Consider the following 25,548-nt stretch of genomic DNA (forward strand, 5'->3'; position numbering starts at 1 on the left):
NGCCCATTGCGACAAGGATCATGGCTTGCGAGACGTCGATGCGCTGCTCGTAGTCGCGCACGAGGCGGCGCCATCTTGTCATCCAGCCGAAGGTCCGCTCGACGACCCAGCGGCGGGGCAGGATCTGGAAGCCCTTCTGGTCGTCGGATCGACGGATGATCTCGACCACGAAGTCGAGATAGGTGGCTTTGTCCATGAGCTTCAGCCGGTCATAGGCGCCGTCGGCGAACAGATGCTTCACCCANATACCATCCAGGATCGCCTGAGCGCCGGCACTGTCGGAGATATCGGCGGTGGTGAGGTTGACCATCAACAGCCGCCCATCCGTATCGACGGCAATGTGTCGCTTGCGGCCGACAATCTTCTTGCCGGCGTCGTAACCCCTTGTTTCAGCTTGCGGAGCCTTGACCGACTGGCTGTCGATCACGCCAGCCGTGGGAGTGGCCTCGCGGGTGCCGACAAGGCCTACGACACTGAAGACTTTGTCAATGAGCTGCGCTCGATGAGGGTGACGCCGCATGTAGCGCAGAACAACACGAGCGGCCGCAGTTCCGCGATCGACGGGCGCACGACGCGGCATGGCGGCTATGCCGTCAGCCAGCGCATCAGGAAGCGCATTGAAGAGGCATTCGGTTGGATCAAGGTCGTGGCCGGCCAGCACAAGACGAGGTTCCGCGGCCGCGACCGTGTCGGATGGGCCTTCACCTTCGCAGCCGCTGCCTACAATCTGGTGCGACTGCCAAAGCTCATGGCGGAGACCGGCTGATGGCCAAGGTTCCCGGCTTCGCCAAGGCCTTTGCCGGCCGCTGGCGCATCGTCGAGATGGATGTTTGGGATAACGACTTCCTCGATCTCGTCGAGGGCAAGCGCTCATTTCCCCGCACGTGGACAGCCCTTGCAACAGCTGATCGCTTTCAGACGGACGCGTCGGGTCAGGCTGCGGCGGCTTTGAGGAAGTTGAAGGGCAGGAGATCGTCGATAGCCACTTTCTCGGGGCGCTGAGGTAGTTCAGTGAGGACGCGGCGCAGCCACGCTAACGGCTCGACGCCACAGGCGCGGCAGGTCAACATCAGGCTGTAGATGACGGCGCTGGCCCTGGCTCCGTCGACGGTATCGCTGAACAGCCAACTTTTCCGGCCAGTGGCAAAGATTCTGATGTCACGCTCGAGAAGATTGTTGTCGATCGGCATGCTGCCGTCCTCGGTGTAACGAGTCAGATATCCCCATTGGTTCAGGGTGTAGGAGACGGCGTCGCCGAGCTTGCTGTCCGGCAAGACTTTTGGGGCGATGTCGTCGAGCCATGCCTTGAGAGCATGGAGGATGGGGACACTATGTTGCTGGCGGAAGCGGCGAATGCAGTCATCTCGCGTTTCGCCGTCATCGGGGATTTCGTTCCGCGCCTGACTTTCAACCCGATAAAGCTGTTCGAAGAACCGGAGCGCCTGTTCCGGCGGGCCGCCGCCTTTCTTCCTCGCCTTTAGGGCATCGACGAAGCGCCGCCTCGAATGGGCCATGCATCCAAGATGCGTTGCCCCTTCCAGCGTGCGCCAAGCGGAATAGCCATCACTCATGACTATGCCGCGGTAATCGCCCAAGAAGGTCTGCGGGTGTATCTGGCCGCGACCCGGTTGATAATCGAGCAGCACGATCGGCTCGTCACTGTCGTGGCCGCTCCGGTATGCCCACATGTACGAGGTGCTGGCGGCCGCTCTGTCCATTTCCTTCAGCACCTGGACCGTGGTCTCGTCGCCATGGATGAGGGGCTGCGAACTGAGCCGCAGCTTCAGGGCGTCATAGATGCGGGAGAGATGCTTTTCGCTCGAGCCGATCACCCAGTGGCCCAGAGCGCCACGGCTGACAGGAACACCGGCGCGCTCGAAGGCCTGCGCCAGGCGGTAGAGCGGTGTGCCGTCGACGTATTTGTGAACGAGCGCGAAGGCCAGCGTCGAAGCCGTGGCGATGCTGCCCGGCAAGGGTTGCGCGGGCATCGGCGCGGTCACGACCGGCGTGTTGATGCCGGTACGCTCACAATGGCGGCAAGCATATTTGAACCGCACATTCTGCAGAACCTTCGCCTTCACCTCGATATGAAGTTGCTCGGTAACGGCCTCGCCCAGGCGATGCATCTGGTGACGGCAGCAAGGACAAGCCTTCTGGTCGTCGGGAAGGTCATACTCGACACGCTCGCGCGGCAGGTTTTCCGGCAAGGCCTTGCGGCCGCGCTTCTTTCCCGTCGCCCCTTCGGTCGCCGGCAAGCCCGTGTCCGGCAGGACAACGACATCGCCATCTTCGCTGTCGGCGTCATCCTCATCCGCGGCCTGTTCGGCTTCATTGAAGAGGCGGTCAATGTGCTTTTCGCTCTTCGGCGCAAAACGATGCAGTCGTGCAAGCGCCAGCTCTTCCTCGAGTTTGACGACGCGTTCGGCGAGGTGACGGTTCTGCGCCTGCAGCGCAGCAATACGCGCCATCAACTCTTCAACAGTCGGTTCGCCGGGTCGATTCATCAGATTCTTGAATCGAAAGCATGCCGGCGCGTCAACCGCTCAATTCGAGAGCCCTCAACCGGCAACCTGATATTGCCGCACCGGATGGCGGACCATCGCATCGATGTCGATGCCGTCGAGGATCCAGTGCAATTGCTCGGTCGTAAGCGTGACCACCGCTGCCTCCCGGCGCGGCCACCTGAACCTGTCCTCGGTCAGCCGCTTCAGGACCAGCACAAAGCCCGACCGATCGAAGAACAGGAGCTTCATCCGGTCGCGACGGCGATTGCAGAACGCAAAAACCGCCGGAGCAAACGGTCGAGCGCCATCGTCTCTTGGACCAGAACCGCAAGGCTGTTGATGCCGGCCCGGAAGTCGATCGGCTCGCGGTGCAGGTAGACTTTCAGGTCAGCGCCCAGTCTGAACATGACCCAGTGCTCCGATGGTCGCAGTCAATGCATCCACATCAGCGCATTCCAGCGTCAACTTCACGCCGTTCGGCAGCGACGCGCTCACCTTGGCTGGAGAGGAAAAATGCGCTGTCCTTTTCGATGCCGACCAACGCACCCCATCGCAAGTCCCCGGCAAAGCCACCGCAGCCATGCTGCTCTGTCGCAGCAAGGCCCGATCGGAAGTGCTTTCAATCTGAACCGGGATGAACGCCGATGGTGAGGACGGCGGGAGGGACTGGATCTCCGCGCGCTTCTTTATCCACTTCCGAAGAAGGTTCGCATTGACCCCATGTTCGAGCACGAGCCTCGATACCGACACGCCAGGCTCAAGGCAGGCCGAGACAAGACGCTCCTTCGATGCGCGGTCGTATCGGCGTCGCCCGTCCCGACCGACAAGCCTCACCCGCAGTTTCTGCTCATCTTCTTCCATCACTTGGTGTCCACCTATTTCGGTGGACACCTGCATGCATCAGAGCACTCAACAGCAAAAGGTGCGGGGAAATTCGCGCTTACCGTCGAGGAAGCGCATCTGACATTCAAAGGCTCGGCGGATGGCGAGATCGCCTTCGGCGCACTCAAGGGCTTCCTCGACGTCCGATATGGCACCCGCGATGGCTCAGCATGCGCGGAATTCTCGTGGGAGGGGCATGATGAGAACGACCCAGCCTCTGGCCGCGGCTGGGCTGTCTTTGGCACTGCAGGCCGCCTCGTCGGCCACTTCTACATCCACAACGCCGACGATTCAGGCTTCGTTTGCGAAAGAGCCTGAATTCTTCAACAGCCTGCTAGGGCGCCGCGCGATCTCTCTGGCGGTCGCCGAAAAGCTTCTGGAACCCATCGAATGGTGGCGTCGCCATGCGGAGCGTGGGATGCCGTGATGAACAACAATCCTTCCCATGGCAACAAGGCCGGCGGCCGCGGATGCCACTTGCTGCCGACCGCACGCTTGCAAATGACGGCATCACGTGCTCCTCCATAGCTGAGGAGCGTTCCATACTATGCTCCACTTACCGAAAGGTTTGTTTGCGACAGAGCCGATGTGTGCTGATGAGCTCTTGAAGGAGCTGTGCTGTGCGTCGCCAGATAGGACAAAGCCGGATCGGCTTTAACGTAATATTTATACACAAAACATCGCGGTAAATTCAAAAATTATGCGCGGCACCCCTGCTAAGATTCCTGTGGCGTGAGCTTTGGCCGTCGCTTGGCAAACCGGCCTGGTAAGTGATTGTGCATCATCTAATAGGAGTGCGCGGATGAGCGTGGTGAGCGAAATCGATCAGCTGAAACGGCGTCTTGCTGATAGTCAGAATCAGACCTATCCGTATGTTATGCAGGCATTCGGGTTGGATCTCGTCGTTCATGAAGGCGTGTTCCCACCGTCCCACTTCTTCTCGTGGCGATGGTCTGTAGAGAACTTTCCATCCGTCAGGGGACAGCGCGTCCTTGAAATCGGCTGCGGCATGGGTCTGCCCTCAATCTGCCTGGCGAAGAACGGAGCTGCCCTCGTCGTCGCAGTCGACATAGATCCTCGGGCGGTCGCAAATACGCGGGAGAACGCTGAACGAAACCGCATCGACAACATCGTAGTTCTGCAAAGCGACATGTTCGCTGCCGTAGAGCCCTCTCAAAAATTCGACACGATTTACTGGAATATTCCAGACGTTCACGTTCCGGAAGACTACGAATATGCCAATGATCTTGAGCGAGGCGTCTTCGATCCTGGATATAAGATGCTCCACAGCTTTCTCAAACAGGCCGCCGCGTATCTCGCGGAAGACGGACGAGTACTCCTAGAATTTGCTGAAGGCGACCATGTCACCACTCTGTCGGACTTGGCAATGGCAAATGGATATGCCATCAAGCTAATCGCTAGAGGAGCCCTCCCCGAGGGCGGGAGAGTGTATCAGTTCTACGAGCTTAAGACACACATCCCAACCTGAATAATGCCAGGTTGGGCCGCCGATCGCAGATCTTTTCACGAATGTGGGCGTCCAATTTTCCTTACCTGACAGGTGAAGGAGCCCGGTGATCAGCGGGCATCTTGATCGTCGGATTTCGCTCCTGGCGGGCGGCCGCGTTTTTTCGGCGGCGGAGGCGGGTTGATATGTGCTTTTGATCGAACGTGCTCGGGGACGAAATCGTCGTGCTGTCGAAGGCGGTAGCTTGATCCCTCGATCTCGGATAATGACGGCGTGGTGAAGCAGGCTATCCCGAAGTGCGGTAGCGACGACAGGATCAGCGAAGTTTTCACCCTTCTTCCTTGATCGCCTGGTGCGAGCGGTCTTGCGCGCCGCCGCTTCGACATCGGCCAGCTCGAACACTTTGCGCCGGCTGTGGGCCCAGCAGCTGGCTTCCAGAATAGGCGCCGGCTGACGGGCCGCCGCATAGAGATCGCCATAACCGCCATAGGCATCGGCCTGCAGAATGCCGCTCCAGCCGGCGAGATGCGCCGTGGGATGTTCGCCTCGGCGATCGCGGGAATAATAGAACACCGCCGCCGGCGGATCGGCGCCGCCGAATGGTCGGTCATCGCGCACATAGGTCCATAATCGGCCGGTATCGGTCTTGCCCTTGGCCAGGACCGGCACCGTCGTGTCGTCGCCGTGCAGACGTGAAGCNCAGACGCGAAGCGGACAGCACATGCGCTTCGAGCCGCTTGAACAGCGGCATCAGCACCGCGGCGCCGGCGCCGACCTGATCGGCGGGCATCGACAGGCTGAACGGCACGCCTTCGCGGCCATAGCGTTCAGCCTGGCGGTTGAGCGGCTGATGCTGGCCGAACTTCTCGAACAGGATCATCGCCAGCAGGCCGGGACCGGCCCAGCCGCGCGGGGTGGCGTGGAACGGCGCCGGAGCCTGGCTGATCGTCTCGCAGTCGCGGCAGGTGAACTTCTCCCGCACGTGCTGGATCACCTTCCATTGCCGCGGCACCACCTCCAGCGTCTCGGGTGATATTCTCACCCAGCTTGCGCAGCCGATGACCGCCGCAGCAGTGGCAAGCGGTCGGCGCCGGCTCGACCACGCGTTCGCGCGGCAGGTGCTCGGGAAATGGCTGGCGCGNCCCCAGCCGATGACCGCCGCAGCAGTGGCAAGCGGTCGGCGCCGGCTCGACCACGCGTTCGCGCGGCAGGTGCTCGGGAAATGGCTGGCGCGCCGGTCGCTTGCGCATGTAAGGCGCCACCTCGGTGGTCCGGGCCGCTGCCTGTTCGGCGGCGATCTCGTCTTCCGTCGCCGTGCTCTCGAGTTCCTCGAAGGTGAGTTCCATCTGGTCGTGCAGGCGGGCTGAGCGTTCAGAACTCTGACCATGCAGCGCCCGCTGCAGCTTCCGGATCGTCAGATGCTGATGCGCGATCAGCGCCGCATCATCCGATGCCTTGGCCCTGGCGACCGCCAGTTCGGCCTCGACCAGCGCAGCGCGCGCNGCGATCAGCGCCGCATCATCCGATGCCTTGGCCCTGGCGACCGCCAGTTCGGCCTCGACCAGCGCAGCGCGCGCGGCCTCGTCTTCGGCTCTGGCCAGCGCCGCGGTCAGCGCTGCTCTCAGCGCGCCAATATCGTCCGGAACAGCATCCAGGGCGGTGGCAACCATGCCCTGGAGTGAATCATAAAACGCGTGCGTTGACTCGCGGAAAATGGCGCAAACGCAAAGAAAAACTCAGCCCGCGCGCTCAGGGCGGAACGTGTGAAGCGGATTGCGCCAATCGATCCCGTCGAGCATGTAGGCCAACTGAGAAGGTGATATGGAAACCGTGCCGTTCGCCGGCGACGGCCATAGGAACCGGCCCTTCTCGAGTCGTTTTGCATACAGCGACATGCCGAGCCCATCATGCCAGATAATCTTGATCAGATTGCCGCTGCGGCCGCGGAAGACATAAAGATCGCCGGCATGCGGATCCCGGCCCAACGTCTCCTGAACCTGCAGNTTGCCGCTGCGGCCGCGGAAGACATAAAGATCGCCGGCATGCGGATCCCGGCCCAACGTCTCCTGAACCTGCAGAGCGAGGCCTTGCATTCCGCGACGCATATCGGTCCGGCCGACCGCCAACCAGATCCGCACCTGGCTCGGAACCGGGATCATGAAACGCCCAGCGCCTTCACCATCGCCGCCGCCAGTGTCGGCGGTGTAGTCAACGGAATCCGCAGCCGCACCTTGCCGGCGATCTCCAGCTCGATCACCGCTGGTGGCGCCGCCGGCACCGAAGCGGCGACAGGCTCATCGGGAACCACGACAACTTCGGCAAAGCCCGTCTNCGCATATCGGTCCGGCCGACCGCCAACCAGATCCGCACCTGGCTCGGAACCGGGATCATGAAACGCCCGCGCCTTCACCATCGCCGCCGCCAGTGTCGGCGGCGTGGTCAGCGGAATCCGCAGCCGCACCTTGCCGGCGATCTCCAGCTCGATCACCGCTGGGGGCGCCGCCGGCACCGAAGCGGCGACAGGCTCATCGGGAACCACGACAACTTCGGCAAAGCCCGTCTCGCGGGCCCTCATCGTGCGGCGCCACTTATAGATCAGGCTGGTCGCGACATCGTACTGGCGCGCTACCGCCGCCACTGTGGCCCCGGGCGCGAATGCCGCAGCCAGTATCCGGCACTGATCCTCTTCACTCCAACGACGACGACGCTCCGGCCCGGTCAATAATGTCACATGGCTCATGCTGTGCTGCTAACTACGCTCGTAAGGACGACCTTAAGAGCGCAGCCTCGCTTCCGTGCCATGCTCGCGCAAGGCGGCCCTCGCCGGAGGCGTACGAGCGGTCCGCGCCCGCAGCGTGTTGATCTGATCGTCTGAGAGTTCGATTTGCCGCGGCTGCCCCTTTGTGAGCTGGCGTCCCTCGATCCAGCCGCGGGCGAGGTAGTCAAAGACGGTTTGGGGTGTGACGCCAGGGCGGCGGCCGCCCCTTGAACAGAGTAGGTTCCGTCTGGCCAGCGGTCGGGATTGGCGCTCGTCCCATTGATCTTGACCGTGGGGATGCCCCAACGTGTCCGCAGAAGCCAGACCTTCTCACTTTTGAACGCGCAGCCGCCTGCTGCGACAAAGCCTTCCGCGTTCGACGCCACCGCGATCTCCTTGTCCATTTTGCCCGCCGCGTTGAGTTCGATCACTCGGCTCCGCAGCCGCTCCAGATTGATGTAGTCGCCATAGGCGTGGACCCGCCTCTGGAGAGAGTGCTCGCTTGTCGCTCCCGTCTGCCACAGGATCTTGAACCAGACCTGGCCCTGGAAGCGCTTTTGGTCGAGGACGACCTCGCAGATGATGAGGCGCAGAATGCCCTTGCGCTCGGCCGCCGTTGTCGAAGGGGAGTGCCAAAGGCCGGGCAGATCTTCGCCCAGCTTTTGAAGCCCTTGGCGGTCGGACTCGCTCAAGACCAGGGGCTCGTCATGTCGCCAGCGTTCGTAATCCTGTTCGACGGGCCCGCTCGCGCCGCAGCGCCCACCTCGAGGCCTCGAGCAGGATGCTTTCGACATGCGCATCGACAGGCAGCGCACGCACTTCCTGGCATAGCGGCCCGCCCTCCTGATCGCGGTCGGCGCGACACGTGTAGACGGGGTAGTCGCCCGCAGGACCGCTATAGCGCAGGCTCATCCGGCGACCGCACCGCCCACAAACAGCGATGCCCTGCAGCAGTGCCGCTCCCTTGCGCGGCACGCCCGAATGGCCGGCTTCGTAGCGGTTGATGTTGTTTGCCAGCCGCCTCTGGTTCTCCATGAATTCCTCTCAGCCGATATAACCAGGATGGGCAGCCTGAAGGCAAACCTCCCAGTCGGCGATGGGGACCTTGGTCGTCCTCGGGCGAATCCGCACGCCTTCCACCCGCCTGCGGCCATAGACATACGCTCCAGCATAGGCAGGATTTTGAAGAATGCTGAGTACTCATGAGCTATCGGCCTGGCGCCACACAACATCGTGCGGCGCTGGGCCGAGCACGGGACGCACGGGCAGCGGCAGATCGTTCTTTCGCAGGTAGCGCATCACGGCCCGCGCACTGTGAAGCTCGCGGAATTTGGCGAAGACGATCGCCTGCACCTGCTCATCGGGATTGAGAATGACCTCGCCGGAGCGACGATGCGCCAGTCAGGCGGGAACAGGAAGGCGTAGCTCGCCGCGCGCCGCCTTCTGACGTTCGCCCTGATGGAGGCACTGCCTGATCTGGTGCAACTCCGCTTCGCTCATAATGCCCGACAAACCGAGCAACAGGCGGTCATGGTAAGCGCAGGGATCGTAGAGACGTTCGCCATCGGCAATGATGACGCCGAAGAGCGAGCACAAATCGAGGAGCTGATGCCAATCGCGGTTGTTGCGAGCAAGGCTAGAGGCATCGAGGCTTATGACCAGACCGGCATTCCCCAATCCGATCTCGGCGACCAGCTTCTTGAAGCCCATCCGCTCGATGGTCCCGGCTCCGGATTTGCCAAGATCTTCGTCAATGACTTGCACACGTTCATCCGGCCAGCCGAGAGCGACCGCGCGATTGACAAGACGGTACTGCAACTCCGTGCTTTCCTGATGATGCCGCACCTGGTTCACGGAGGACTGGCGGACGTAAATGTAAGCGAGCTTGCCGCGATGCGAAGCAGTGACGCACTCGTCCGGTCTATTCGATGCTCTCAACATGCCGATCCGCCGCTGTCGACGTGCCCGTCGATCGCATCCGCAAGAGAAGTCGCGCGAGGCTCTGCGCGATCTGCCCCGGCAAGTTGAGCCAAAGGCTCGGGAGTGTCGTCAGGCCTGGGTTCGGAAGTTCGGTGAGAGTCTGGGACGCTACGCGGTACAGATTCGACTGTATGTTCATCGCGAATCACCTCCTCGATACGGGAGGCCAAGGTGCTGTTCAAATGCTGCATCAATGTGAGCAGCGTTCGGACGTTGATGCAGGCCAACGGTTTCGACGCGTCCTGTTCTTCAGGTGACGCCGCTGCAAGGTCGGTCACCGAGCGCCGAATTGAGCGGCGGCGTCCGTCAGGCAGTCGAACAACGACGAAAGCCGGACCGCGCGCGGAACGGGACGACACGAGCTCCAGACGCTGACCCGCAAGGCCGTGACGCGGGTCGATCACCGTCAAATGAGACACCACCCCGGTCGAGAATGGCGGCGGCCTCTGATGTTTGGTTCCCCGAAGGCCCCGCCCCATTCGGCAAGTCCGCGGTTGAGGTGAGGATCATGGCGCCCTTCTCATAGCGGGCGTTGACGAGCTGGAAGAACAGATTGCCGCCGCTGGTATGAGCAAGCGCCAGGCGACATGGTCGCCGAGACGGCCGACGATGATATCCGAGGCGCTCTTCCTCGCCGCGTGACGAACTGCCCCCTGCTGATGAGCAGGATCGATCCGATATTGGCGGCCCTCGAGCACAGGATGGCTGGCGACCAGCCTGGTTTCGTCCAGGATGCGGATGCAGTCGGCAAGCTGGTGAACCTCGACAAGGCGCTGGGTGCGATCGGGAACGCTGGGGGAATATTTACCGCCCGATGACAGACACCTTCTGTCGGGTTTGTCGGGTCAGCGACATACGCCTGCTTGGCAACCTGTCGCCTTGCCAGGCTAAACACTTGAAAGGAAAGTAGACAATTTTTTCTTCGACTCGATCAAACAATTGGCACGGGCTTTGATGCTCTTTGTTGCGAGCGGCATCTGCTGAAGGGCATTCTTATGCGGTAAGCGTCGGATGAACCAGGAAGGAGAAAAATATTAGGTCCGTATCAGATCGCAGTCCATATGAAAAGAAGTACCGGTTAGCAACTTCGAGAGGCGAGGCCCGGATGGTGCTGTTTCAACATACTGTTTGGACAAGTACGTTAGGAATACGTCATGAACGATCATGTGCAATTGAACGACGCTTACACCGGCTACGGCGACATATGGGGCGATATTTACGATGGATATGAGGAGGCGCTCAATACATCAGTCGAGCACCAGCGGGCAGTCAGATTTCTCGCGCCTTTCGCAAAGAACGGAACCGCGCTCGAATTGGGCGTTGGCAGCGGCCAAATCGCCTTGCCCCTTTTGCAGACAGGAGCTTCAGTTCACGGTCTCGACAACTCGGAAACGATGCTTGCCTTGCTTCGCACAAAGAACGGCGGAGATTCGGTTACGACACACCTTGGCGACATGGCAGAGTTCGATCTAGGAACTCAATACGATCTCGTGTACTGTAGTCGTAACACCTTTTCGCTTATGGCAGATGCCGAACAACAAATCAGTTGTCTTGGCTCCGCTATGAAGTCTCTAAGGCCGAACGGACGCCTTGTAATCCATTTGGACTACCCATATACTTCCGATTTCTCTGACTCAGGCGCCTATGGCGACCAGAGAACTACGGTTATCCATATTGATGAGCAGCGTGCGATGGTACGCTTTGCCAGACATGACCGGAATCAACAGCTTTTTATTTCTCAAAACCTTTGGATCACACCAGCCGGAAGCCGGACGCTGCCGCTTAAGATGCGATATGTCTATCCCTCCGAGCTCGACTTGCTCGCAAAGATCAGCGGGCTTGAGCTTTTCGAGCGCCACGGAGACTGGCAGAGGCGCCCGTTTGACAATGCATCTCGGCAATACATATCGGTGTTTCGCAAAACACCATGAGAATCGTTTGTCGCGAGCAACACTTTATCTTCATGACGGATGATCCAGGGCGTACCCTTGCAATACTGCTCGGCCTTCAGATCGCCGGCGCGGATCATGCGCAGCACGGTCATTGGCCGCAGGCCGAGCTTCGCAGCCGTTTCCTGCAATGTATACTCGCCGCGCTCCGACCGTTCGTCCTTTTTGTAGACGGCGATGTCGTGCTGGTTGCGGAAAGTGCAGACACGGGACTGCGTCCATCCGTTCAGACGACCCGTGGTTTTGCCGAGCCGGTTGAGAAGAGATGCGATCGCTCTATCCGGCAATTGGCGTGCCAGGGCACGGATCAGGTCCTCGATGTCCGGCGGGGCGCCCCAACGGTGATGGCCTGCCTTGTTCTTCCTGACCGAAAGCGCGGTATGGTCGCCGCCCTGCCAATGCACCAGCATTTTGATGTGGTCGTCTTCGATGGCGACGACAATCTCGCGGATCACGGCACGGATGATCCGCTTGCGCGTGGTGGCGGTGGCGTTGGCATGATGCCATGCCAGTTCGAGATCGGCGCCCATGCTAGCAGGCTCCGCCGTTCCTCTTCTCCCAGAGCCTCAGGCTTGTGGCGGTCGAGCGCGTCAAGCTCGTCCTGACGCTCGCGGACGGCTACGAGCGCGGCATTCCAGCGTCGCTCCAGTTCGCCTGCTACAAGCCGGTTGTCCGGGTCGACGGCGTCATACTGGCGGCGTGCATGGGCGGCTTCATAACGTGCCTGCTCGAGTGCGAGCTCCACATGGCGCCGCTTCTCTCCAGCCTGCACGGTGGAGGTCTCGATGGCCTTGATCGCCGCTTCCATGCCGAGCGGTTGAAGGCGTTGAAGAACCTCCGCGCTGACCGCCTGATCGACCCGCAACGATCCAAAGCCGATGCACGGGTCGGTTCCGTGGTTGACCTGCGCTCCGCGGCAATGATAGCGCCCCGTATTGCCGTTGCTGCCGGAATAGGAGACATGCAGCTTGCGGCCGCAATGGCCGCAGCGCAAGAGACCGCCGAGCAGCAACTCGCCCCGGCGAAGAGCGCCGCGCGGCACCAGGCCTTTGCTTGTGGCATTGTCCGTGATCAGGCGCTGATTCCTCTCAAAATCGTGCCAGCTCAGGTAACCTTCGTGATGGTCGATGAGCAAGACCTCCCCCCAGTCTGCGCGATCGCGCCTGATCCCACGCAAAATCCGTTTGCGTCCGGCCTCTAGGGTGACTTTGCTGCAGGTTCGCCCGAACGCATAGGCGCCGGCGTAGATCGGGTTGGTGAGAATGTGGTGCACCGTATTGTAGACGGGCAGCTTCCAGACGATCGCCCTGTCCGCCGCGCGCGTGTAATTTACGGCAGGGAGCATAATGCCTCGCGGCGCAACCACAGATGCACCTGCCGGATGCTCTGCAGTTCGTCGAAACGCCGGAACACAAGATCGATCGCCTCGCGGATCCGCAGGTCCGGGTCTTTCTCGACCCGGTTCCGGCCCGACTTGACGTAACCGATCGCCACCGTCAGGAAAAGTTCGCCCCGTCGTGCCTTCTGCTTCAGGGCTTCGATCGAGCGGGCCCGCAGGATCGAAAGCTCCAGTTCGCTCATCGTGCCCTTCATGCCGAGCAGCAGCCTGTCGTTGGGATGACGCGGTTCGTAGATGCCGTCCTCATCGATGATGAGCGTTCCGACAAGGCCGCAAAATTCGATGAGCGTATGCCAGTCCCGGCCATTGCGGGCCAGCCGGGAGGCCTCAATGGCGAGGACCGCATCAACCCGACCTTCGCAGATCGCCGCCAGAAGCTTCTCAAAGCCCGGACGGCTGATGCCAGACCCTGAACGACCGAGATCTTCATCGATGACGATGGCGTCTTTCCAGCCAAGGGACCGCGCTCGCTCGGCAAGGCCATATTGGCGTCGCCGGCTCTCGGGATTGTTGACGAGCTGATCGGCCGTCGACTGCCGGACATAGACATAGGCACCGCGCGCGAGATGTTCAGCGGTGATCTTCATGATCTGCCTCCCGTCCCGTCTGGCTCACCACCGCTTCCCTCAGCAAGGTCTCGATCAGCGGGAGGGTGCGTTCCCGGACTTGCCTGGAAGACTCGATGGCGGAGCCTTCTTGGAAAACAGGTCTGGCTGGTCGGTTCGGCATTGCCTGCGCTGCATGGTCGTCTCCTGGGCTGGCGTGAGTCGCTCTGCAGAAAACGTAGACATGCATCGACCTCGCGGCGCAGGTCGCGCAGGCATGAAAGGGGAAAACGGGGCGCCTCGCGAACCGCCATCGTCAGGGCGATCTCTTCCGTCATCCAGATCGGAATCAGCGGCAGGCTGCCATCCGGTTGTCGCCCGACATAGGCCGGCTCACCGCAATAACGCTGACGGCCTGTGACGAAAATCTCCCCGCCCGAACGTGGATGAAAGGCTAACGGACAATCTTCTTTGCCTCGCCATCCTGATAACGGGCATTATGAGCCCAGTCCGGCGGGCGTGGGCAAGAGCTGGCTGGCCTGCGCTCTCGGCCACAAGGCCTGCCGCGAAGACTTCTCCGTCGCCTATCACCGCGTTCCCCGGCTGTTTGCAACGCTTGCCCTCGCCAGAGGCGACGGACGTTATGGCCGGATCCAAGCAACTTGCCAAAACCGACCTTCTCATTCTCGATGACTGGGGACCGGAAAAACTCAATGATGACCAGCGGCGTGATGTGCTTGAGATCATTGAAGACCGCTACGAACGCCGATCAACAATCGTCACCAGTCAGCTGCCCCTGGATCGCTGGTACGAGATCATTGCAAACCCAACTCTGGCCGATGCCATCCTGGACCGCCTCGTTCACAACGCCTATCGCATCGATCTCACCGGTGAAAGCATGCGAAAACAGCGCTCGCCAAGAGCGTCTGAAACAGCGCAAGCTTGACCTGAAACGAAACCCAATCCAAACATCAACGAGACCCAGGATCAGTCCGAAAAATGGCCGGCTTCAAATCGGAACACCGGCCGGAATGAAATCGGAATGACTGGCCGGCTTCAAATCGGAATCGATGGCCGGCTTCGTCGGAATACGCATCCTCGTCAAGGGCGGTCATGCCCGGCGCAACGATGCACTCGATCTGCTGGTGCAGCCGGACCGCCCTCCCCTTCGATTTATGGCGCCGCGTCTGCCGGGCGAGATGCGGGGGGCTGTCCGCGATTTAGCGGAACGACTGTCCCGTTTTTGCGAAATACGCACTGGAGAGGATGCAGCCCGTCCAGTTTCACTAAGTCGCGTACAGTAGGATGGGGTCGGCCCTCGGTTGCCTGGTTGAACTGGGCCGCTGCGCGTCATTACCGCTGGGCTGCTGTCGGCCCGCGTTGAAAAGCCATCTGGAAGTAGCCTTACTACGAGCGCGTAGTGAGGAGAACCTTTGCTCTTTCCAGATCCGCAAGCGTGTCGACTCCCAACGGCTCGGTCTGGATCACCACCGCATCAATGCGCATACCAAACTCAATAGCCCGAAGCTGTTCCAAGTTTTCCCGTTGCTCCAGAACGCCACGCGGCAAGCTGATATAGCTGGCTAGCGCCTCTCGTCGGTAAGTGTACATGCCGATATGATGGTAATGTTTCCCCGCGCCGGCAGGGATAACCATTCGGCTGAAATATACCGCTCGGCCAATCGTTTCGCCGGGCCGAATAGCCAATGCAATTTTTACCACTTGCGGTGCCTGAAGCTCCAGAGGATCCTCGATCTCCGTCGCGAGAGTGGCGATCGCACACTGCGCGTCTCGATCCAGAGGCGCCAGTGTGGCTTGGATGGCCGTTGGATCGATTGTCGGCAGGTCTCCTTGCAGGACGACAGCCACGTCATGCCTCTCATCAGGGTCAACCAGACCTAAGGCTGCGTGCGCGCGGTCCGAGCCCGATGGAAGGGTAGCATCTGTCAATACTGCTTGACCGCCGAGATCTCTAACGACGTCGACGATCTGCTGGTCACCGCAAGCGACGACGACCGGGCCAATATCCGCTTCAACGCCCCTCCGCCAGACATGAGCGATCATCGGCCGGCCATTGATGTCCATAAGTGCCTTGCCGGGAAGCCTGGTAGAACCAAGCCGAGTCGGTATGATCACGATCGGCCGCACAGGCACTCCTCCGTATTCGCGTACCAGCACTTCTACAGTTACGATACCTAACAGGTGCCCTCGTGCGAGCGCATCTGCAATTGCCAACACATGTCTGATTCACAGGATCGCTGCAACGCGGTCACACGTTTCCGGTGGTGAAACATCACGGAAGATAGGAGAGCCAGATTCGAGGCTGCCTTCGCAGAGGAAGGCGCCGCGGCGGGCGCCGGGCGAGCCTTCCTTGTCAGCCTGTTCGGCGATTGCGGCGGCGTGGTCTTGAGAAGATGATAGCCGAGCGGGGGATTGCCGCTGGCCACACGACCATTCACCGACAGACGCGGCTTCGAATGCCAGCTCAAGGTATGTCGAGCTTCGGCATGGCCTTGATGAGGTCATCTACGGCCTTGATCTGTTCAAGGAATGGACGAAGCTGGCTAAGAGGAAGCGCGCTGGGACCATCGCATTTTGCCTCGTCGGGATTGGGGTGGGCCTCGAGAAACAAGCCTGCAACACCGACGGCGACCCCCGCCCTTCCCAATTCGGCAACTTGGCTGCGTCGGCCGCTGGAAGCGTCTGCGGATGCGTGGCGGTTCTGCAGCGCATGAGTCACGTCGAAGACAATTGGAGCGTCACCGCTTGCCTCCCTCATCAGGCGAATCCCCAGCATATCCACCACAAGGTTGTCATAACCGAAACAGGCTCCACGCTCGCACAGCAAGACCTGCTCGTTGCCACATTGGCGAAACTTTTCGATCAGATTGCGGACCTGTGGAGGACTCATGAACTGGGGTTTTTTCACATTGACGACGGCGCCTGTCTTTGCCGCCGCAGCAATCAAATCGGTCTGCCGCGCCAAAAAAGCCGGGATTTGCAGAACATCACAGATTTCTGCGACGGGTGCAGCCTGCGACGGCTCGTGTATGTCGGTGATCACCGGAATACCAAATTTATCCCTGACTTCACGTAGCACCTCGAGTCCATTTTCCAGTCCCGGTCCCCGGAAGGAACGGATAGACGAGCGATTCGCCTTGTCGAACGAGGCCTTAAAAACAAATGGAATGCCAAGATTTGCCGTTACGCTGACGAATTCTTCTGCCGCGATCATAACAAGGTCCCGAGACTCGATGACATTTAGCCCGCCGATCAGCGTTATAGGGCGACTGTTGCCGATCACGTGATTTTTGACCTGAACCTCTGTCACTAGCGCTTACCTTTTCGATGTTATTTGACTTAGCGGCGCTGTTGAAAGTTTGACCTGGCAACGGCACCATCCGGTTGTACGTCAGCTGCTCTGCAGTACGCTTTCCCAACCATCGCTCTCGTGCCGCGATTTCGGAAAAGTGTGCCAACAAGCCGATTAGCCATAGATAGGAGCACGGGCAATTGCACTGCAGACAGGCACGATCCGCTCGCCGCCTGCAGGGCCAGCGGGTCGCCAATTTCGTCGAAACCAAAACCAGTCGTGGGTCAAACGAGTTCGATCACCATTTCTCGGCGGGCCGTCGAGTTGCCTCAAGGCCATTCGCAGAAGCATTCTTCCCCTCCCTTTCGACCCGCCTGAAGACCGAATTCGCACCACCGGGGCGACGATCAAATGTGCTGCGGCAGCCACCGAGGTCGCGGCCGTCAAGGCTACGAGATCGAAGGCGTAGAATCGAGTGTTCGAGACGTAGTGCCGACCTGTGCACCCCAACTTAGGATAACCCAGCAAGACAGATGCGGAGCTCTGACTATACGCTGACATTTGCATCCTTCAACATGATTAGCTCAGAGCGAATAAGCGCGCTTGTCCAATGTGCGGCAGCCCCTGGAGCAATGGCCGAGGCGGTATCATCTTACAGTGCTACGGAACCAGGCGTTTGCATCTTCAGACTTGCACACAGAGTTGGTGCCCTTCGCAAAAGCAACCAAGGGCTTGAGAGCGGAGCAAATACTACACCAACATAACTCATATGGCGCCACATCGACCAACATGGAGAAGCTAAAAAATGCGACGACCACCACAAGATGGCCAACGTTTCAGCTCCGGACTACCGCTTTTTTGATCAGAGATCATGAATATCGCTGGGCTAGACGATGCTCACGGCTCCGTTCTCCTCTGTATACTAACGAAATACTAGTGGCCTAGTGTCACGAGCTTCAGGACGACCTCCGAATGGAGAACATCCTGTATTTGTAGCTCGAATAAGAGTGGGTGCCGGAGCGGATCAGTTCACAGATGAGATCATTTGCAGTAATGATTTCCCATAGGAGATCGTCTCGAAGACCGCGCGGGAACCCCAAGAGGATGCTGCCCGAGGCACTGAGGAACTCAGGCCCCTCGGACAGAAACCGTCTAAGCAATCCATAACCCGGATCGATCGCTCCTGGCTCGAGGTCGTCTCGATACTGATAATCCTTCGGCGCAAATTCCGATGGGCAGTTCCAGAATATGAAATCGAATTTGCTCTCGGAGGGAATGTTGTTGAAAATATCGCTTTCGATTACCTCGACGTTCCTGATGTCGTTTCTTTCAGCGTTTTCCAACGTATTCGCGACCGCCTTTGGATTGATATCGCAAGCCACCAAAGACAGCGCGCCACATTTCGCGAGGTACAGACCTGGTAAGCCGAAACCGCACCCTACTTCCAGAATGCGTTTCCCCGCGAAGGGAGGAAAATTCTCCGTATACCAGCGCCATCCCGTAAACTCGAGTGGCGATAGCACGCCTTCACTCGCAGTTAGCTTCAAGCCGGAATAATGAATGCGCAGTGGGAATTCATGGTCCTGACTCCACTGTAACCTTAATCGAATATGGTCAAGGTCTGTCATATTCTGTTCCTCGCTAAATTGAGCGCAAGTACCGTCGGCGCTTTTGCGAACCTGCTCTTCCCTGGCTGCTCATCCAATCGCGCCATTCAGCACGTATCAGGTGGACGTTTCCTCGCTTCGGTCCATCGCTGCAAGATAGAAATTCTCCAGTGTGCTCACCCGGCCTAGGGGCTGTAAGGTTGATCCCCCGTTTCGCGGCAGTCGAACCGCAGCGGTTGATATACGTGCCATTCACCCCCAATGTTCAGACTCAACTCGGACAAATAGGCCTCGTGTGCGTAACTGTGGATCCGTTGGGACGTCGTGGAGGTCATGCACATCCCCAAGGGATTTTGGCAGCCTCGAAACGGCCTTTCCATGTCTCTCGCCGCTGGCTGGCGATCGTGGCGGCAAGCTGCTCCCGATACTCAGCTTGCTGAACGCGGTCACGGTGGCATGCAGGGCCAGATGGGCCAAACCAGTACATTCACAGAGCGTTTTCCAGTAGCGATCTTCGCTCGGGATGCTGAGCGTAATCATCTTGTTGTCCGCGCACACAAATAATCCCGTAGGCTGCTTCCTCATATACCTCTGCCATTGGTCCTCCATTTTGCGCAGCGTAGCGATACGCGGTCATCCACGATACAAGGCTATGGGTCATAGCCAGATCGATGTAGCAGTCGTGCCCCGTTCGCTTCCGAGCCAAAATAGCCGAAACGACACCAAAATGCCGCCAAGGTGCTTGAAGCGAGATCATCAACGGGTAATTGAAACGATACCCCGGTCCGACGTTGATAAAAGAGAACACCGGCCAACCCTTGACAGGAAAGATCTTGCGTTGGACGCCTCGGTACGGGCCACTTTGACCGAAGCCGGTGACTGAGAGATATGTTAGGCCGCGGTTTGCTTTAACTTCTTTATAACTCGATCCGAATTTGTGCATTACTCCTGGCCGGCAGCCTTCGACCAGAACATCCGCAGTCGCACTCAGCTGAGATAATTGCTTTTGCCCGCCAGACGACTCCAAATCAAGAACAATACGTCGCATATTTCGGCGTAGCGAGGTAAACAGGCTTTCGACCTTGCGGGCAGGATCACCGCCCCCGGGTCTCTCGATAAGAGCGATATCTGCGCCTAGATCCGCTGGGAGCGCCGGTGCATGGGGACCAGGATAGTGCTCCGTCAAGCAGAGCACTTTCACTCCTTCAAGTGGTGATCCGATCACGAAAATCTCCCGACAATTTGTCAGTTGAGCGACTCGCTGTTCAGCGCCACTCGGGGCAGCACCTACATGACGGCGAGACCTTAGGGCTTTTGATGTGATGTAGTGATAAGAGTTAGTGAAAACGTGTGAACGAGCGCGGTCGTTTTTATTAAACCGCGACAACCAAAGACCTTCAAAATGATCCTTTCATACATCATAAGCGAAAACTTCAACGAAGTTTCACATTCGTCCAGACAGTTTCCGGTTATTTAGTTTTAATGCTTGCGAGTGACCTCGCTGTCCACGAACGGCATTGACGCGCGGCACGCAAGTCGGCTGAGACCGACAGCGATGGCGCATCAAGCCATAAGCTCTGATGCAATGCAGGAGAAACATATGGCGCGAAACGCACTTCAGAACCTTCAGCGACCCTGATGTAGGAAATGCAATATGGCCGAAAAATGGAACACTGTAGCGCGCCTCGTTTCACCGCGCCGCTTAGTCCTCAAATGCGACGAAGTCAGCGAGGAACTCCCGCCAGATTTTGTACGGATAAGAATCGAATTCTGCGGGGTCTGTGGGACGGACCGCTCATTCTATTTGGGCCACCGCGATGAAGGCTATCCGGTCAGTCTTGGTCATGAGCATTGTGGCAGCGTTATCGCAATTGGAGAGCAGATCACCTCCTATCGAGTTGGAGACTTTGTGGCTATTGACCCAAACTTTCGGTGTGGGTCATGCTATTATTGCAGGATAGGTGCCAGTCATTTATGTGCAAACTCTGTCATTAACTGCTATTCAAACCGGGGATTCGCCACTTTTACAGATATAAATGCCGCATATCTTGTCAATATGCCGAGGTACCGAACTAATCAGTTGGCTGCATTGGTTGAGCCGCTGTCCGTTGCCATAAACGCGACGTCTATTTCTCAATGCAAGCCAGCCTCGGAAGCGGCACTTGTGATTGGCGTTGGTGGAATTGGTACGTTACTGGCGTTCAATCTACTCGAATCGCTGGACGGTGAGATATGGATCTATGACAAGGCGCCTCACAAAATGGCGGCGTTGAAGAACCTCTATCCAGATCGAATCAGAATATTAGAGCGCACCGATAATCGTGTGTTCGATGTAATTTTTGAGGCAAGCGGCAGTTCAGACGGCTTCATAGATGCGTGTGCTCGATTAGCAAAACTCGGCAGATTGATCGTCGTAAGTAGGTACCATTCCGATGAACCCCTCGTCCCCGAAAGACTTCCGTGGAAACAACCGACACTTTATTTCGTACATCTTAATGGTCGCAGGAGCACGTTCATTAAAGCGGCGAATTTGATCAAAGATAGATGGAGCATTGAACATGATAGCTTAGTAAGCATTCACCACATCAAAGATATAAAGCATGTCTTTGCGGATTACGAACGGATTTCATCAAACAAGAAGATTATATCAACGACAGACAACTGACCGGCGTTTGCCAGCCCCGAATTGCCGACAAGGCATTCAATTTCCCTTTCGGACGGATGTAAAGCGCGAAAATCATCAATCGCACAATAGTGGCCTTAGTTCGTTTGAAATTCACGGATCAGCGCCGGAGGCGGTCACCCCCGGTTCCCACAGAACTGGCGTGCGGAGCTACCGCACCACGCTCTTCGGCAGTTGGTTCACAGCACCGCGAGTGCCTGCAGTTCCCTATGCGGGGGCCGCAGTTTGGGTCGCAGTAGTTGCTCTGGTTGAAAGTGCCCCACCTGAGAGTTTGTCCGGGGACTTCATGAAGGATTACAGAGTTTTCCAATCATGAGGCGAATGGAAGCGAGTTTGAGGACGGCGAGCGCCTTTGCGTTGAGGCACTCCCAGCTTGGCGAGGCGGCGGCATCGCCCCAGCCACACGAAGGTTCTCTCAACGACCCATGTGCGGGGCAGCGCGACGAAGCCCTTGGCCTGATCCGACCGCAACGATCTCCACATTCACTTGGGCAACGACCTTTTTCAGCCCCTTCTGGAACTGCGCCCCCTGATAGCCGCCGTCGGCATTGAGCAGGAATGGGTAGAGCCCGAACAGCTTCGCCATCACCACCAGCCGCCGTCGCGGTCTGAATGTCGGCGGCATGAACGAGGGCGTGCATCAGGAGGCCTTGGGTGTCGACGAGAATATGCCGCTTCTTGCCGTTGATCTTCTTGCCCGCATCATAGCCATGCGGGTCGATGCAACTCCCCCTTTTTCCGCGCTTTTGACGCTCTGGCTGTCGATGATGGCGGCGGTCGGGGAAGCTTCACCCGCCGCCTGCTCGCGGTAGGTGACATAGAGCGTATGATGGATGCGGTGGAGCGTGCGGTCCCACGTCCAAACGTCGAAATAGTCGTAAACCGTCGAGCGCGGCGGCAGATCCTTCGGGATCGCCCGCCACTGGCAGCCGGTCGACAGCACATACGTCAGCCCGTTGACCACCTCGCGCATATCTACTCGCCGCTTGCCGCCGCCCCGCCTGCCCGGCGGGATCAACGGCTCGATCAGCGCCCATTCCTCATCCGTCAGGTCGCTCGGATAGCGCAGGTGATCGCGTCTGTAGCGGGCGCGGTTCTCAACAGTCCACATCGGCACCTTCCCTCTCGAATCGGTGCCCACATAAGGAATCAAAACCGATTCCAACCCCGCAAGCCCAAATCCGCTAACCGATTCTCCCGATTCAAAAAGTGCCCGGACAGACACTGAGGCGACCGCCATTCACGGCTGCGCCTGCATAGCATTCTGCGCCAGCAGCACTCTTTCGACTGTGCGCTAAGATCTGGATGGTGAAGATATACTTGGAATTTCAGATTATTACAATGATTTACGGAACTGAAACGTGGATTAACCAAACTTCTTGTAATTTAATGATTGACGCCCGAAACCGGTGACTTAAAGTTGTAACCATCATCGTTTCAGGTATGAAGGCCATCGAATGGCAATTGTAGGCGACAAACGCGTTTCTTGCACCCGGCAAGACATCGAGCTAAACACATGCAGTAGAGACAGCGAAATGCTGATGCTTGATCGGGCCCGGGCTATCCTGCGCCACGAGGCTGCAGCATTGGAAGCCCTTTCCAACAGGATCGACCAAAGTATCTGCAAGCTCGCAAACTGCATTCTTACTTCCCCTGGCGTCGTCGTCGTTTGCGGGATCGGCAAGTCGCGACTGGTTGGAAAAAAGATTTCAGCAACTCTTGCTTCGACCGGCACCCGATCGATCACCCTCGACCCAGTCGATGCCTTGCACGGGGATCTCGGGCGCGTCCGTCCGGGAGACCTTATTCTCGCGCTCTCCAATTCTGGCGAAACTGCCGAAATTATGCAACTCATCTGCGCCGCTCGACAGCTATCTGTCATCGTTGCTCTCATAACTGGACGGGCCTCATCGCCTTTGGCACAGGCTGCCGACGTGATACTTGACATCGGCCCAATTGAGGAGGCGTGCGCGCTCGGTCTGGCTCCCACCACCTCGACGACGGCAATGCTGGCAGTGGGGGACGCTCTAGCGCTTCTGGCGCAGGAACGGCGGGGTTTCTCACGGCACGATTTCGCGCGCCTTCATCCCGCGGGTAGCCTGGGACGGGGGCTGTTGACAGTACGTGAGGTGATGTGGCCATTGGATTCAATTCCAATACTCAGGCCGAACACGCCCTTGTCGATAGCGCTCCTGTCGATATGCGGTGCCCCCCGAAGGACTGGTGTCGCCGCTATCGTCGGTGATAGCGGTAGGGTCATCGGGCTCCTGACTGGGGAAGCGATTAGTCGTTTAGTCGAATCTGCAGCGGCTCCTGATCTTAGCGATCCGGTTGAGCGGCACATGCTCCATCCGACCGCTTGGATTCCCGGAAATGCGTCCCTCGATGAGGCCGTGCAGCTTTTCCATCGGTACGGAATAGATCTGGTCCCAGTCTATGATGAGCAGGAGAGCTTCATCGGCCTCATATTCCGCCAAGATGTCCTAAGGCCAACGTGAGCAATGATACGCATTGCACGAATTGGGATCATTTTGCACCAGCTTGCTTCAGGGCAGTCTGAATCATGGTAGGAGTCTGAGCATGCATGCGATGGCAGACGAGTTCGACATCGTCTATCGGTCCGAGCGGCCACAAGATCTCTTCTGCTATACGCCAGGCATTGTAGTTACGGCGAGCCGCAGAGTCGTAGCAACGTTTGATCTCGGCGGCGACGGTGTTAGGCACCTCCTCGGACCGAAGGGATCTCGGGCCGGCGGCACGCGCTTCGGAATGGGAAAGGTATACGTGTCCGACAATGGTGGCTCAGTCTGGGCTGAGCGGTACACGTTTCCATTCTGGCACGCTCGGCCGTTTATAGCTGGCGGGCGGCTCTACATCCTTGGCCATGCGGGAGACCTCATGATCACGGCCTCTGACGACGAAGGCGAGACCTGGAGCGTACCGGCTACTCTGACTTCGAATATGAAGTGGCACGGGTCGTCCTGCAACGTGCATTACTCTGATCGGTACGTTTATCTCGCCTTGGACGAGCGGCGCGACCTCACAATCGAGGGATGGAATACAGCGGGTTTGGCACCGCGAGTTTTGCGCGCGAAAAGCGACTGCGATCTCCTGGATCCCAGCAACTGGTCCATCTCGGACGCGCCTGCGTTTAACGAAACAATCTCCTCCGGTGACTTGGATTTCTTTGGAATTCCGTTCTATCGCACGCCGGCCCGAGCCCCGGCCGAGCTCGGACCGGGACAAGTGTGTGCGCCCATGGGTTGGCTTGAACCGAACATAGTCCGATTCCGCGATCCCGCACATTTGTGGCATGATCCGGATGACCGCACGTTGCATCTCTTCTTGCGCACGAACACGGGGGGGACGGGCTATGCTGCTCTGGTGAAAGTTGTCGAGGACAGTCATGGTCATCTGACTGCGGCACTTGAGACTGTGCCATCGGGTAAAAAGGCCCTTTTCGTCCCATTTCCGGGCGGTCATTTAAAGTTCTTTTTGCTTTATGATGACGAGAGCCGGCTCTTCTGGTTGCTGAGTTCTCAGGCAACGGATTCAATGGTGCGCCTCACCCACATATCGCAGGAGCGCCACAATTTGCCAAATAATGAGCGTCATAGACTGCAGCTTAACTTCTCAAAGAACTGCATCGATTGGTGTTTTGCTGGACTTGTGGCTGCGGGAAAGACGGAGCGGCACGCTCGGAACTACGCGAGCATGGCGATTGACGGCCAAGATCTTCTTGTGTTGTGCCGATCAGGGGACGACGGAGCACACGACCCCCAATATACAAACCTGATCACGTTCCATCGCGTCAGGGATTTTCGCAATCTCGTCTATTGAACTTTCGGCATTCTGAGGGAGAACATGCCCAGAAACTCGAAACCGATCGCCATCATTATAGCCGCCCGGTATGCCTCGCGCCGTTTCCTCGGCAAGCCTCTCGCGCGAATCAATGACTTGACAATGATTAATCGCGACTTGCGCATTCCCGAGCATGTGCAAACCTTTGGTGGAGACGTGCTGATGACTCCGGCCACAAACGGAACAGAGCGGGTGCTGAGAGCGGCCGGGATGCTCGCCACGACACCTGCCCTCGTGTTGACCCTCCAAGGCAGCCGGACTCATTGGGCTGTCGACAGTCGCGAGGCAATCATTGACGACGAGGGCGATTTCCTAAATGTTCAGGACTGGCCAGCTCCAGCAAGTCGACAGTACGCAAGAGCGCCCGCCCATTCCCCATGACAACTTCTGGATCCGGGCTCGCAAGATCAGTCCGTTCGGGGGAACAGACCACACGGCAGTATCGTCGGCCTGCAGCAAAAGGCGTTCGCCATGCCGATTGTATCGCCTGCCGACACATGGCAGCAGCCGCGAGAACAGAGGAGGAAACGGATGCGTGATCCGCACTAATTGCGTAACTGCGTTCGTAGAGTCTGCATTCCCAAGTGAGATACAAGCGG

Annotated in this window: 24 protein-coding genes and 7 pseudogenes; 10 read left to right on the plus strand and 21 right to left on the minus strand. The window is 58.6% G+C overall.

All coding sequences use genetic code 11. The features are described from left to right. Window position 1: 1 nt before the first annotated feature. Window positions 2-451 (minus strand): annotated as a pseudogene (locus X743_RS0136330) (IS5 family transposase); the annotation flags it as partial. On the opposite strand from X743_RS0136330, the pseudogene X743_RS1000000170820 reads away from it, so the two are divergent. Beyond that, window positions 452-766, plus strand: a pseudogene (locus X743_RS1000000170820) (transposase); the annotation flags it as partial. Continuing rightward, a complete protein-coding gene (locus X743_RS1000000170825; RefSeq protein ID WP_084555553.1) occupies window positions 766-1,002 on the plus strand; it encodes a hypothetical protein in 237 nt (78 codons plus the stop codon). The pseudogene X743_RS1000000170820 and the gene X743_RS1000000170825, both read left to right, overlap by 1 nt. On the opposite strand, the gene X743_RS150120 is transcribed toward X743_RS1000000170825, so the two are convergent. The 4 genes from X743_RS150120 to X743_RS1000000170835 are packed head-to-tail and all read right to left on the minus strand — an operon-like array spanning window position 933 to window position 3,365. Further along, window positions 933-2,504 (minus strand): IS66 family transposase, encoded by a 1,572-nt coding sequence (locus X743_RS150120; protein ID WP_023766800.1) that lies wholly within the window; start codon window positions 2,502-2,504, stop codon window positions 933-935. The genes X743_RS1000000170825 and X743_RS150120 overlap by 70 nt on opposite strands. 54 nt (window positions 2,505-2,558) lie before the next feature. Next, complete coding sequence (gene tnpB / locus X743_RS1000000170830; RefSeq protein WP_023766801.1) at window positions 2,559-2,753, minus strand: IS66 family insertion sequence element accessory protein TnpB; 195 nt, start codon at window positions 2,751-2,753, stop codon at window positions 2,559-2,561. Beyond that, on the minus strand, window positions 2,750-2,911 hold the full coding sequence (gene tnpB, locus X743_RS1000000172210; protein ID WP_023766802.1) for an IS66 family insertion sequence element accessory protein TnpB: 162 nt from the start codon (window positions 2,909-2,911) through the stop codon (window positions 2,750-2,752). Before tnpB (X743_RS1000000172210) ends, tnpB (X743_RS1000000170830) begins: the two co-directional genes overlap by 4 nt. Beyond that, complete coding sequence (locus X743_RS1000000170835) at window positions 2,892-3,365, minus strand: transposase (RefSeq protein WP_198028456.1); 474 nt, start codon at window positions 3,363-3,365, stop codon at window positions 2,892-2,894. Before X743_RS1000000170835 ends, tnpB (X743_RS1000000172210) begins: the two co-directional genes overlap by 20 nt. 30 nt (window positions 3,366-3,395) lie before the next feature. On the opposite strand from X743_RS1000000170835, the gene X743_RS0136345 reads away from it, so the two are divergent. Both X743_RS0136345 and X743_RS01000000169150 read left to right on the plus strand, forming a co-directional pair. Next, window positions 3,396-3,704: a hypothetical protein gene (locus X743_RS0136345; protein ID WP_051508570.1), complete on the plus strand. Its 309-nt coding sequence runs from the start codon at window positions 3,396-3,398 to the stop codon at window positions 3,702-3,704. Between the two features lie 484 nt (window positions 3,705-4,188). Further along, window positions 4,189-4,875 carry a class I SAM-dependent methyltransferase gene (locus X743_RS01000000169150; protein ID WP_023766805.1) on the plus strand — a complete coding sequence of 229 codons (687 nt, stop codon included), beginning with the start codon at window positions 4,189-4,191 and terminating at the stop codon, window positions 4,873-4,875. Window positions 4,876-4,964: 89 nt separating this feature from the next. On the opposite strand, the pseudogene X743_RS1000000170840 reads toward X743_RS01000000169150, so the two are convergent. From X743_RS1000000170840 to X743_RS1000000173440, 9 genes and pseudogenes are all read right to left on the minus strand, one after another. Then, window positions 4,965-5,193: pseudogene (locus X743_RS1000000170840) on the minus strand (ATP-binding protein); the annotation flags it as partial. Between the two features lie 36 nt (window positions 5,194-5,229). Beyond that, window positions 5,230-6,344 (minus strand): annotated as a pseudogene (locus X743_RS1000000172215) (IS66 family transposase); the annotation flags it as partial. Between the two features lie 246 nt (window positions 6,345-6,590). Continuing rightward, window positions 6,591-6,980 carry an IS66 family insertion sequence element accessory protein TnpB gene (tnpB, locus tag X743_RS150110; RefSeq protein ID WP_280801306.1) on the minus strand — a complete coding sequence of 130 codons (390 nt, stop codon included), beginning with the start codon at window positions 6,978-6,980 and terminating at the stop codon, window positions 6,591-6,593. Between the two features lie 29 nt (window positions 6,981-7,009). Then, complete coding sequence (locus tag X743_RS1000000173435) at window positions 7,010-7,594, minus strand: transposase (RefSeq protein WP_245264257.1); 585 nt, start codon at window positions 7,592-7,594, stop codon at window positions 7,010-7,012. Continuing rightward, the gene (locus X743_RS1000000172830) at window positions 7,591-8,304 is read right to left on the minus strand and encodes a hypothetical protein (protein WP_023766812.1); all 714 of its coding nucleotides are present in this window, start codon (window positions 8,302-8,304) and stop codon (window positions 7,591-7,593) included. Before X743_RS1000000172830 ends, X743_RS1000000173435 begins: the two co-directional genes overlap by 4 nt. A gap of 13 nt (window positions 8,305-8,317) precedes the next feature. After that, window positions 8,318-8,647, minus strand: coding sequence for a zinc ribbon domain-containing protein (locus X743_RS1000000172835; RefSeq protein WP_023766813.1), 330 nt, complete (start codon window positions 8,645-8,647; stop codon window positions 8,318-8,320). Window positions 8,648-8,656: 9 nt separating this feature from the next. Next, window positions 8,657-8,803: a recombinase family protein gene (locus X743_RS1000000172840; protein ID WP_198028464.1), complete on the minus strand. Its 147-nt coding sequence runs from the start codon at window positions 8,801-8,803 to the stop codon at window positions 8,657-8,659. A gap of 210 nt (window positions 8,804-9,013) precedes the next feature. Next, window positions 9,014-9,553, minus strand: coding sequence for a recombinase family protein (locus X743_RS1000000172850; protein ID WP_198028457.1), 540 nt, complete (start codon window positions 9,551-9,553; stop codon window positions 9,014-9,016). Between the two features lie 608 nt (window positions 9,554-10,161). After that, window positions 10,162-10,410 (minus strand): annotated as a pseudogene (locus X743_RS1000000173440) (IS21 family transposase); the annotation flags it as partial. 336 nt (window positions 10,411-10,746) lie between these two features. Here X743_RS1000000173440 and X743_RS1000000170855 point away from each other — a divergent pair. Then, the gene (locus X743_RS1000000170855; protein WP_084555554.1) at window positions 10,747-11,523 is read left to right on the plus strand and encodes a class I SAM-dependent methyltransferase; all 777 of its coding nucleotides are present in this window, start codon (window positions 10,747-10,749) and stop codon (window positions 11,521-11,523) included. Window positions 11,524-11,992: 469 nt separating this feature from the next. On the opposite strand, the gene X743_RS1000000170860 is transcribed toward X743_RS1000000170855, so the two are convergent. Continuing rightward, entirely contained in the window at window positions 11,993-12,907 is a 915-nt protein-coding gene (locus X743_RS1000000170860; RefSeq protein WP_156934461.1) for a recombinase zinc beta ribbon domain-containing protein, read from the minus strand. Further along, window positions 12,871-13,527: a recombinase family protein gene (locus X743_RS1000000170865; RefSeq protein WP_023766820.1), complete on the minus strand. Its 657-nt coding sequence runs from the start codon at window positions 13,525-13,527 to the stop codon at window positions 12,871-12,873. Before X743_RS1000000170865 ends, X743_RS1000000170860 begins: the two co-directional genes overlap by 37 nt. Before the next feature lie 468 nt (window positions 13,528-13,995). On the opposite strand from X743_RS1000000170865, the pseudogene X743_RS01000000169175 reads away from it, so the two are divergent. After that, window positions 13,996-14,431 (plus strand): annotated as a pseudogene (locus X743_RS01000000169175) (ATP-binding protein); the annotation flags it as partial. 461 nt (window positions 14,432-14,892) lie between these two features. Here the strand turns inward: X743_RS01000000169175 and X743_RS150100 are convergent. From X743_RS150100 to X743_RS1000000170870, 4 genes are all read right to left on the minus strand, one after another. Further along, window positions 14,893-15,633 carry a 3-deoxy-manno-octulosonate cytidylyltransferase gene (locus X743_RS150100; protein WP_198028459.1) on the minus strand — a complete coding sequence of 247 codons (741 nt, stop codon included), beginning with the start codon at window positions 15,631-15,633 and terminating at the stop codon, window positions 14,893-14,895. Between the two features lie 337 nt (window positions 15,634-15,970). Then, entirely contained in the window at window positions 15,971-16,816 is an 846-nt protein-coding gene (gene kdsA / locus X743_RS150095) for a 3-deoxy-8-phosphooctulonate synthase (protein WP_023766823.1), read from the minus strand. Window positions 16,817-17,754: 938 nt separating this feature from the next. Next, on the minus strand, window positions 17,755-18,426 hold the full coding sequence (locus X743_RS150090; RefSeq protein ID WP_023766824.1) for a methyltransferase: 672 nt from the start codon (window positions 18,424-18,426) through the stop codon (window positions 17,755-17,757). 466 nt (window positions 18,427-18,892) lie between these two features. After that, window positions 18,893-19,630: a CoA transferase gene (locus X743_RS1000000170870; protein WP_198028460.1), complete on the minus strand. Its 738-nt coding sequence runs from the start codon at window positions 19,628-19,630 to the stop codon at window positions 18,893-18,895. Window positions 19,631-20,059: 429 nt separating this feature from the next. Between X743_RS1000000170870 and X743_RS1000000170875 the strand changes: the two genes are divergently transcribed. After that, window positions 20,060-21,070, plus strand: coding sequence for a zinc-binding dehydrogenase (locus X743_RS1000000170875; protein WP_084555556.1), 1,011 nt, complete (start codon window positions 20,060-20,062; stop codon window positions 21,068-21,070). A gap of 302 nt (window positions 21,071-21,372) precedes the next feature. Here the strand turns inward: X743_RS1000000170875 and X743_RS1000000170880 are convergent. After that, window positions 21,373-22,199 (minus strand): annotated as a pseudogene (locus X743_RS1000000170880) (IS5 family transposase). 424 nt (window positions 22,200-22,623) lie between these two features. On the opposite strand from X743_RS1000000170880, the gene X743_RS150080 reads away from it, so the two are divergent. From X743_RS150080 to X743_RS150070, 3 genes are all read left to right on the plus strand, one after another. Continuing rightward, window positions 22,624-23,586, plus strand: a complete 963-nt coding sequence (locus tag X743_RS150080; protein WP_023766827.1) for a KpsF/GutQ family sugar-phosphate isomerase — start codon at window positions 22,624-22,626, stop codon at window positions 23,584-23,586. Window positions 23,587-23,668: 82 nt separating this feature from the next. Continuing rightward, entirely contained in the window at window positions 23,669-24,928 is a 1,260-nt protein-coding gene (locus tag X743_RS150075) for a hypothetical protein (RefSeq protein ID WP_023766828.1), read from the plus strand. 24 nt (window positions 24,929-24,952) lie between these two features. Next, window positions 24,953-25,330 carry a hypothetical protein gene (locus X743_RS150070; RefSeq protein WP_023766829.1) on the plus strand — a complete coding sequence of 126 codons (378 nt, stop codon included), beginning with the start codon at window positions 24,953-24,955 and terminating at the stop codon, window positions 25,328-25,330. Window positions 25,331-25,548: the final 218 nt, after the last annotated feature.

This window comes from Mesorhizobium sp. LNHC232B00 (assembly GCF_000502435.1).
Classification (GTDB): Bacteria; Pseudomonadota; Alphaproteobacteria; order Rhizobiales; family Rhizobiaceae; genus Mesorhizobium; species Mesorhizobium opportunistum.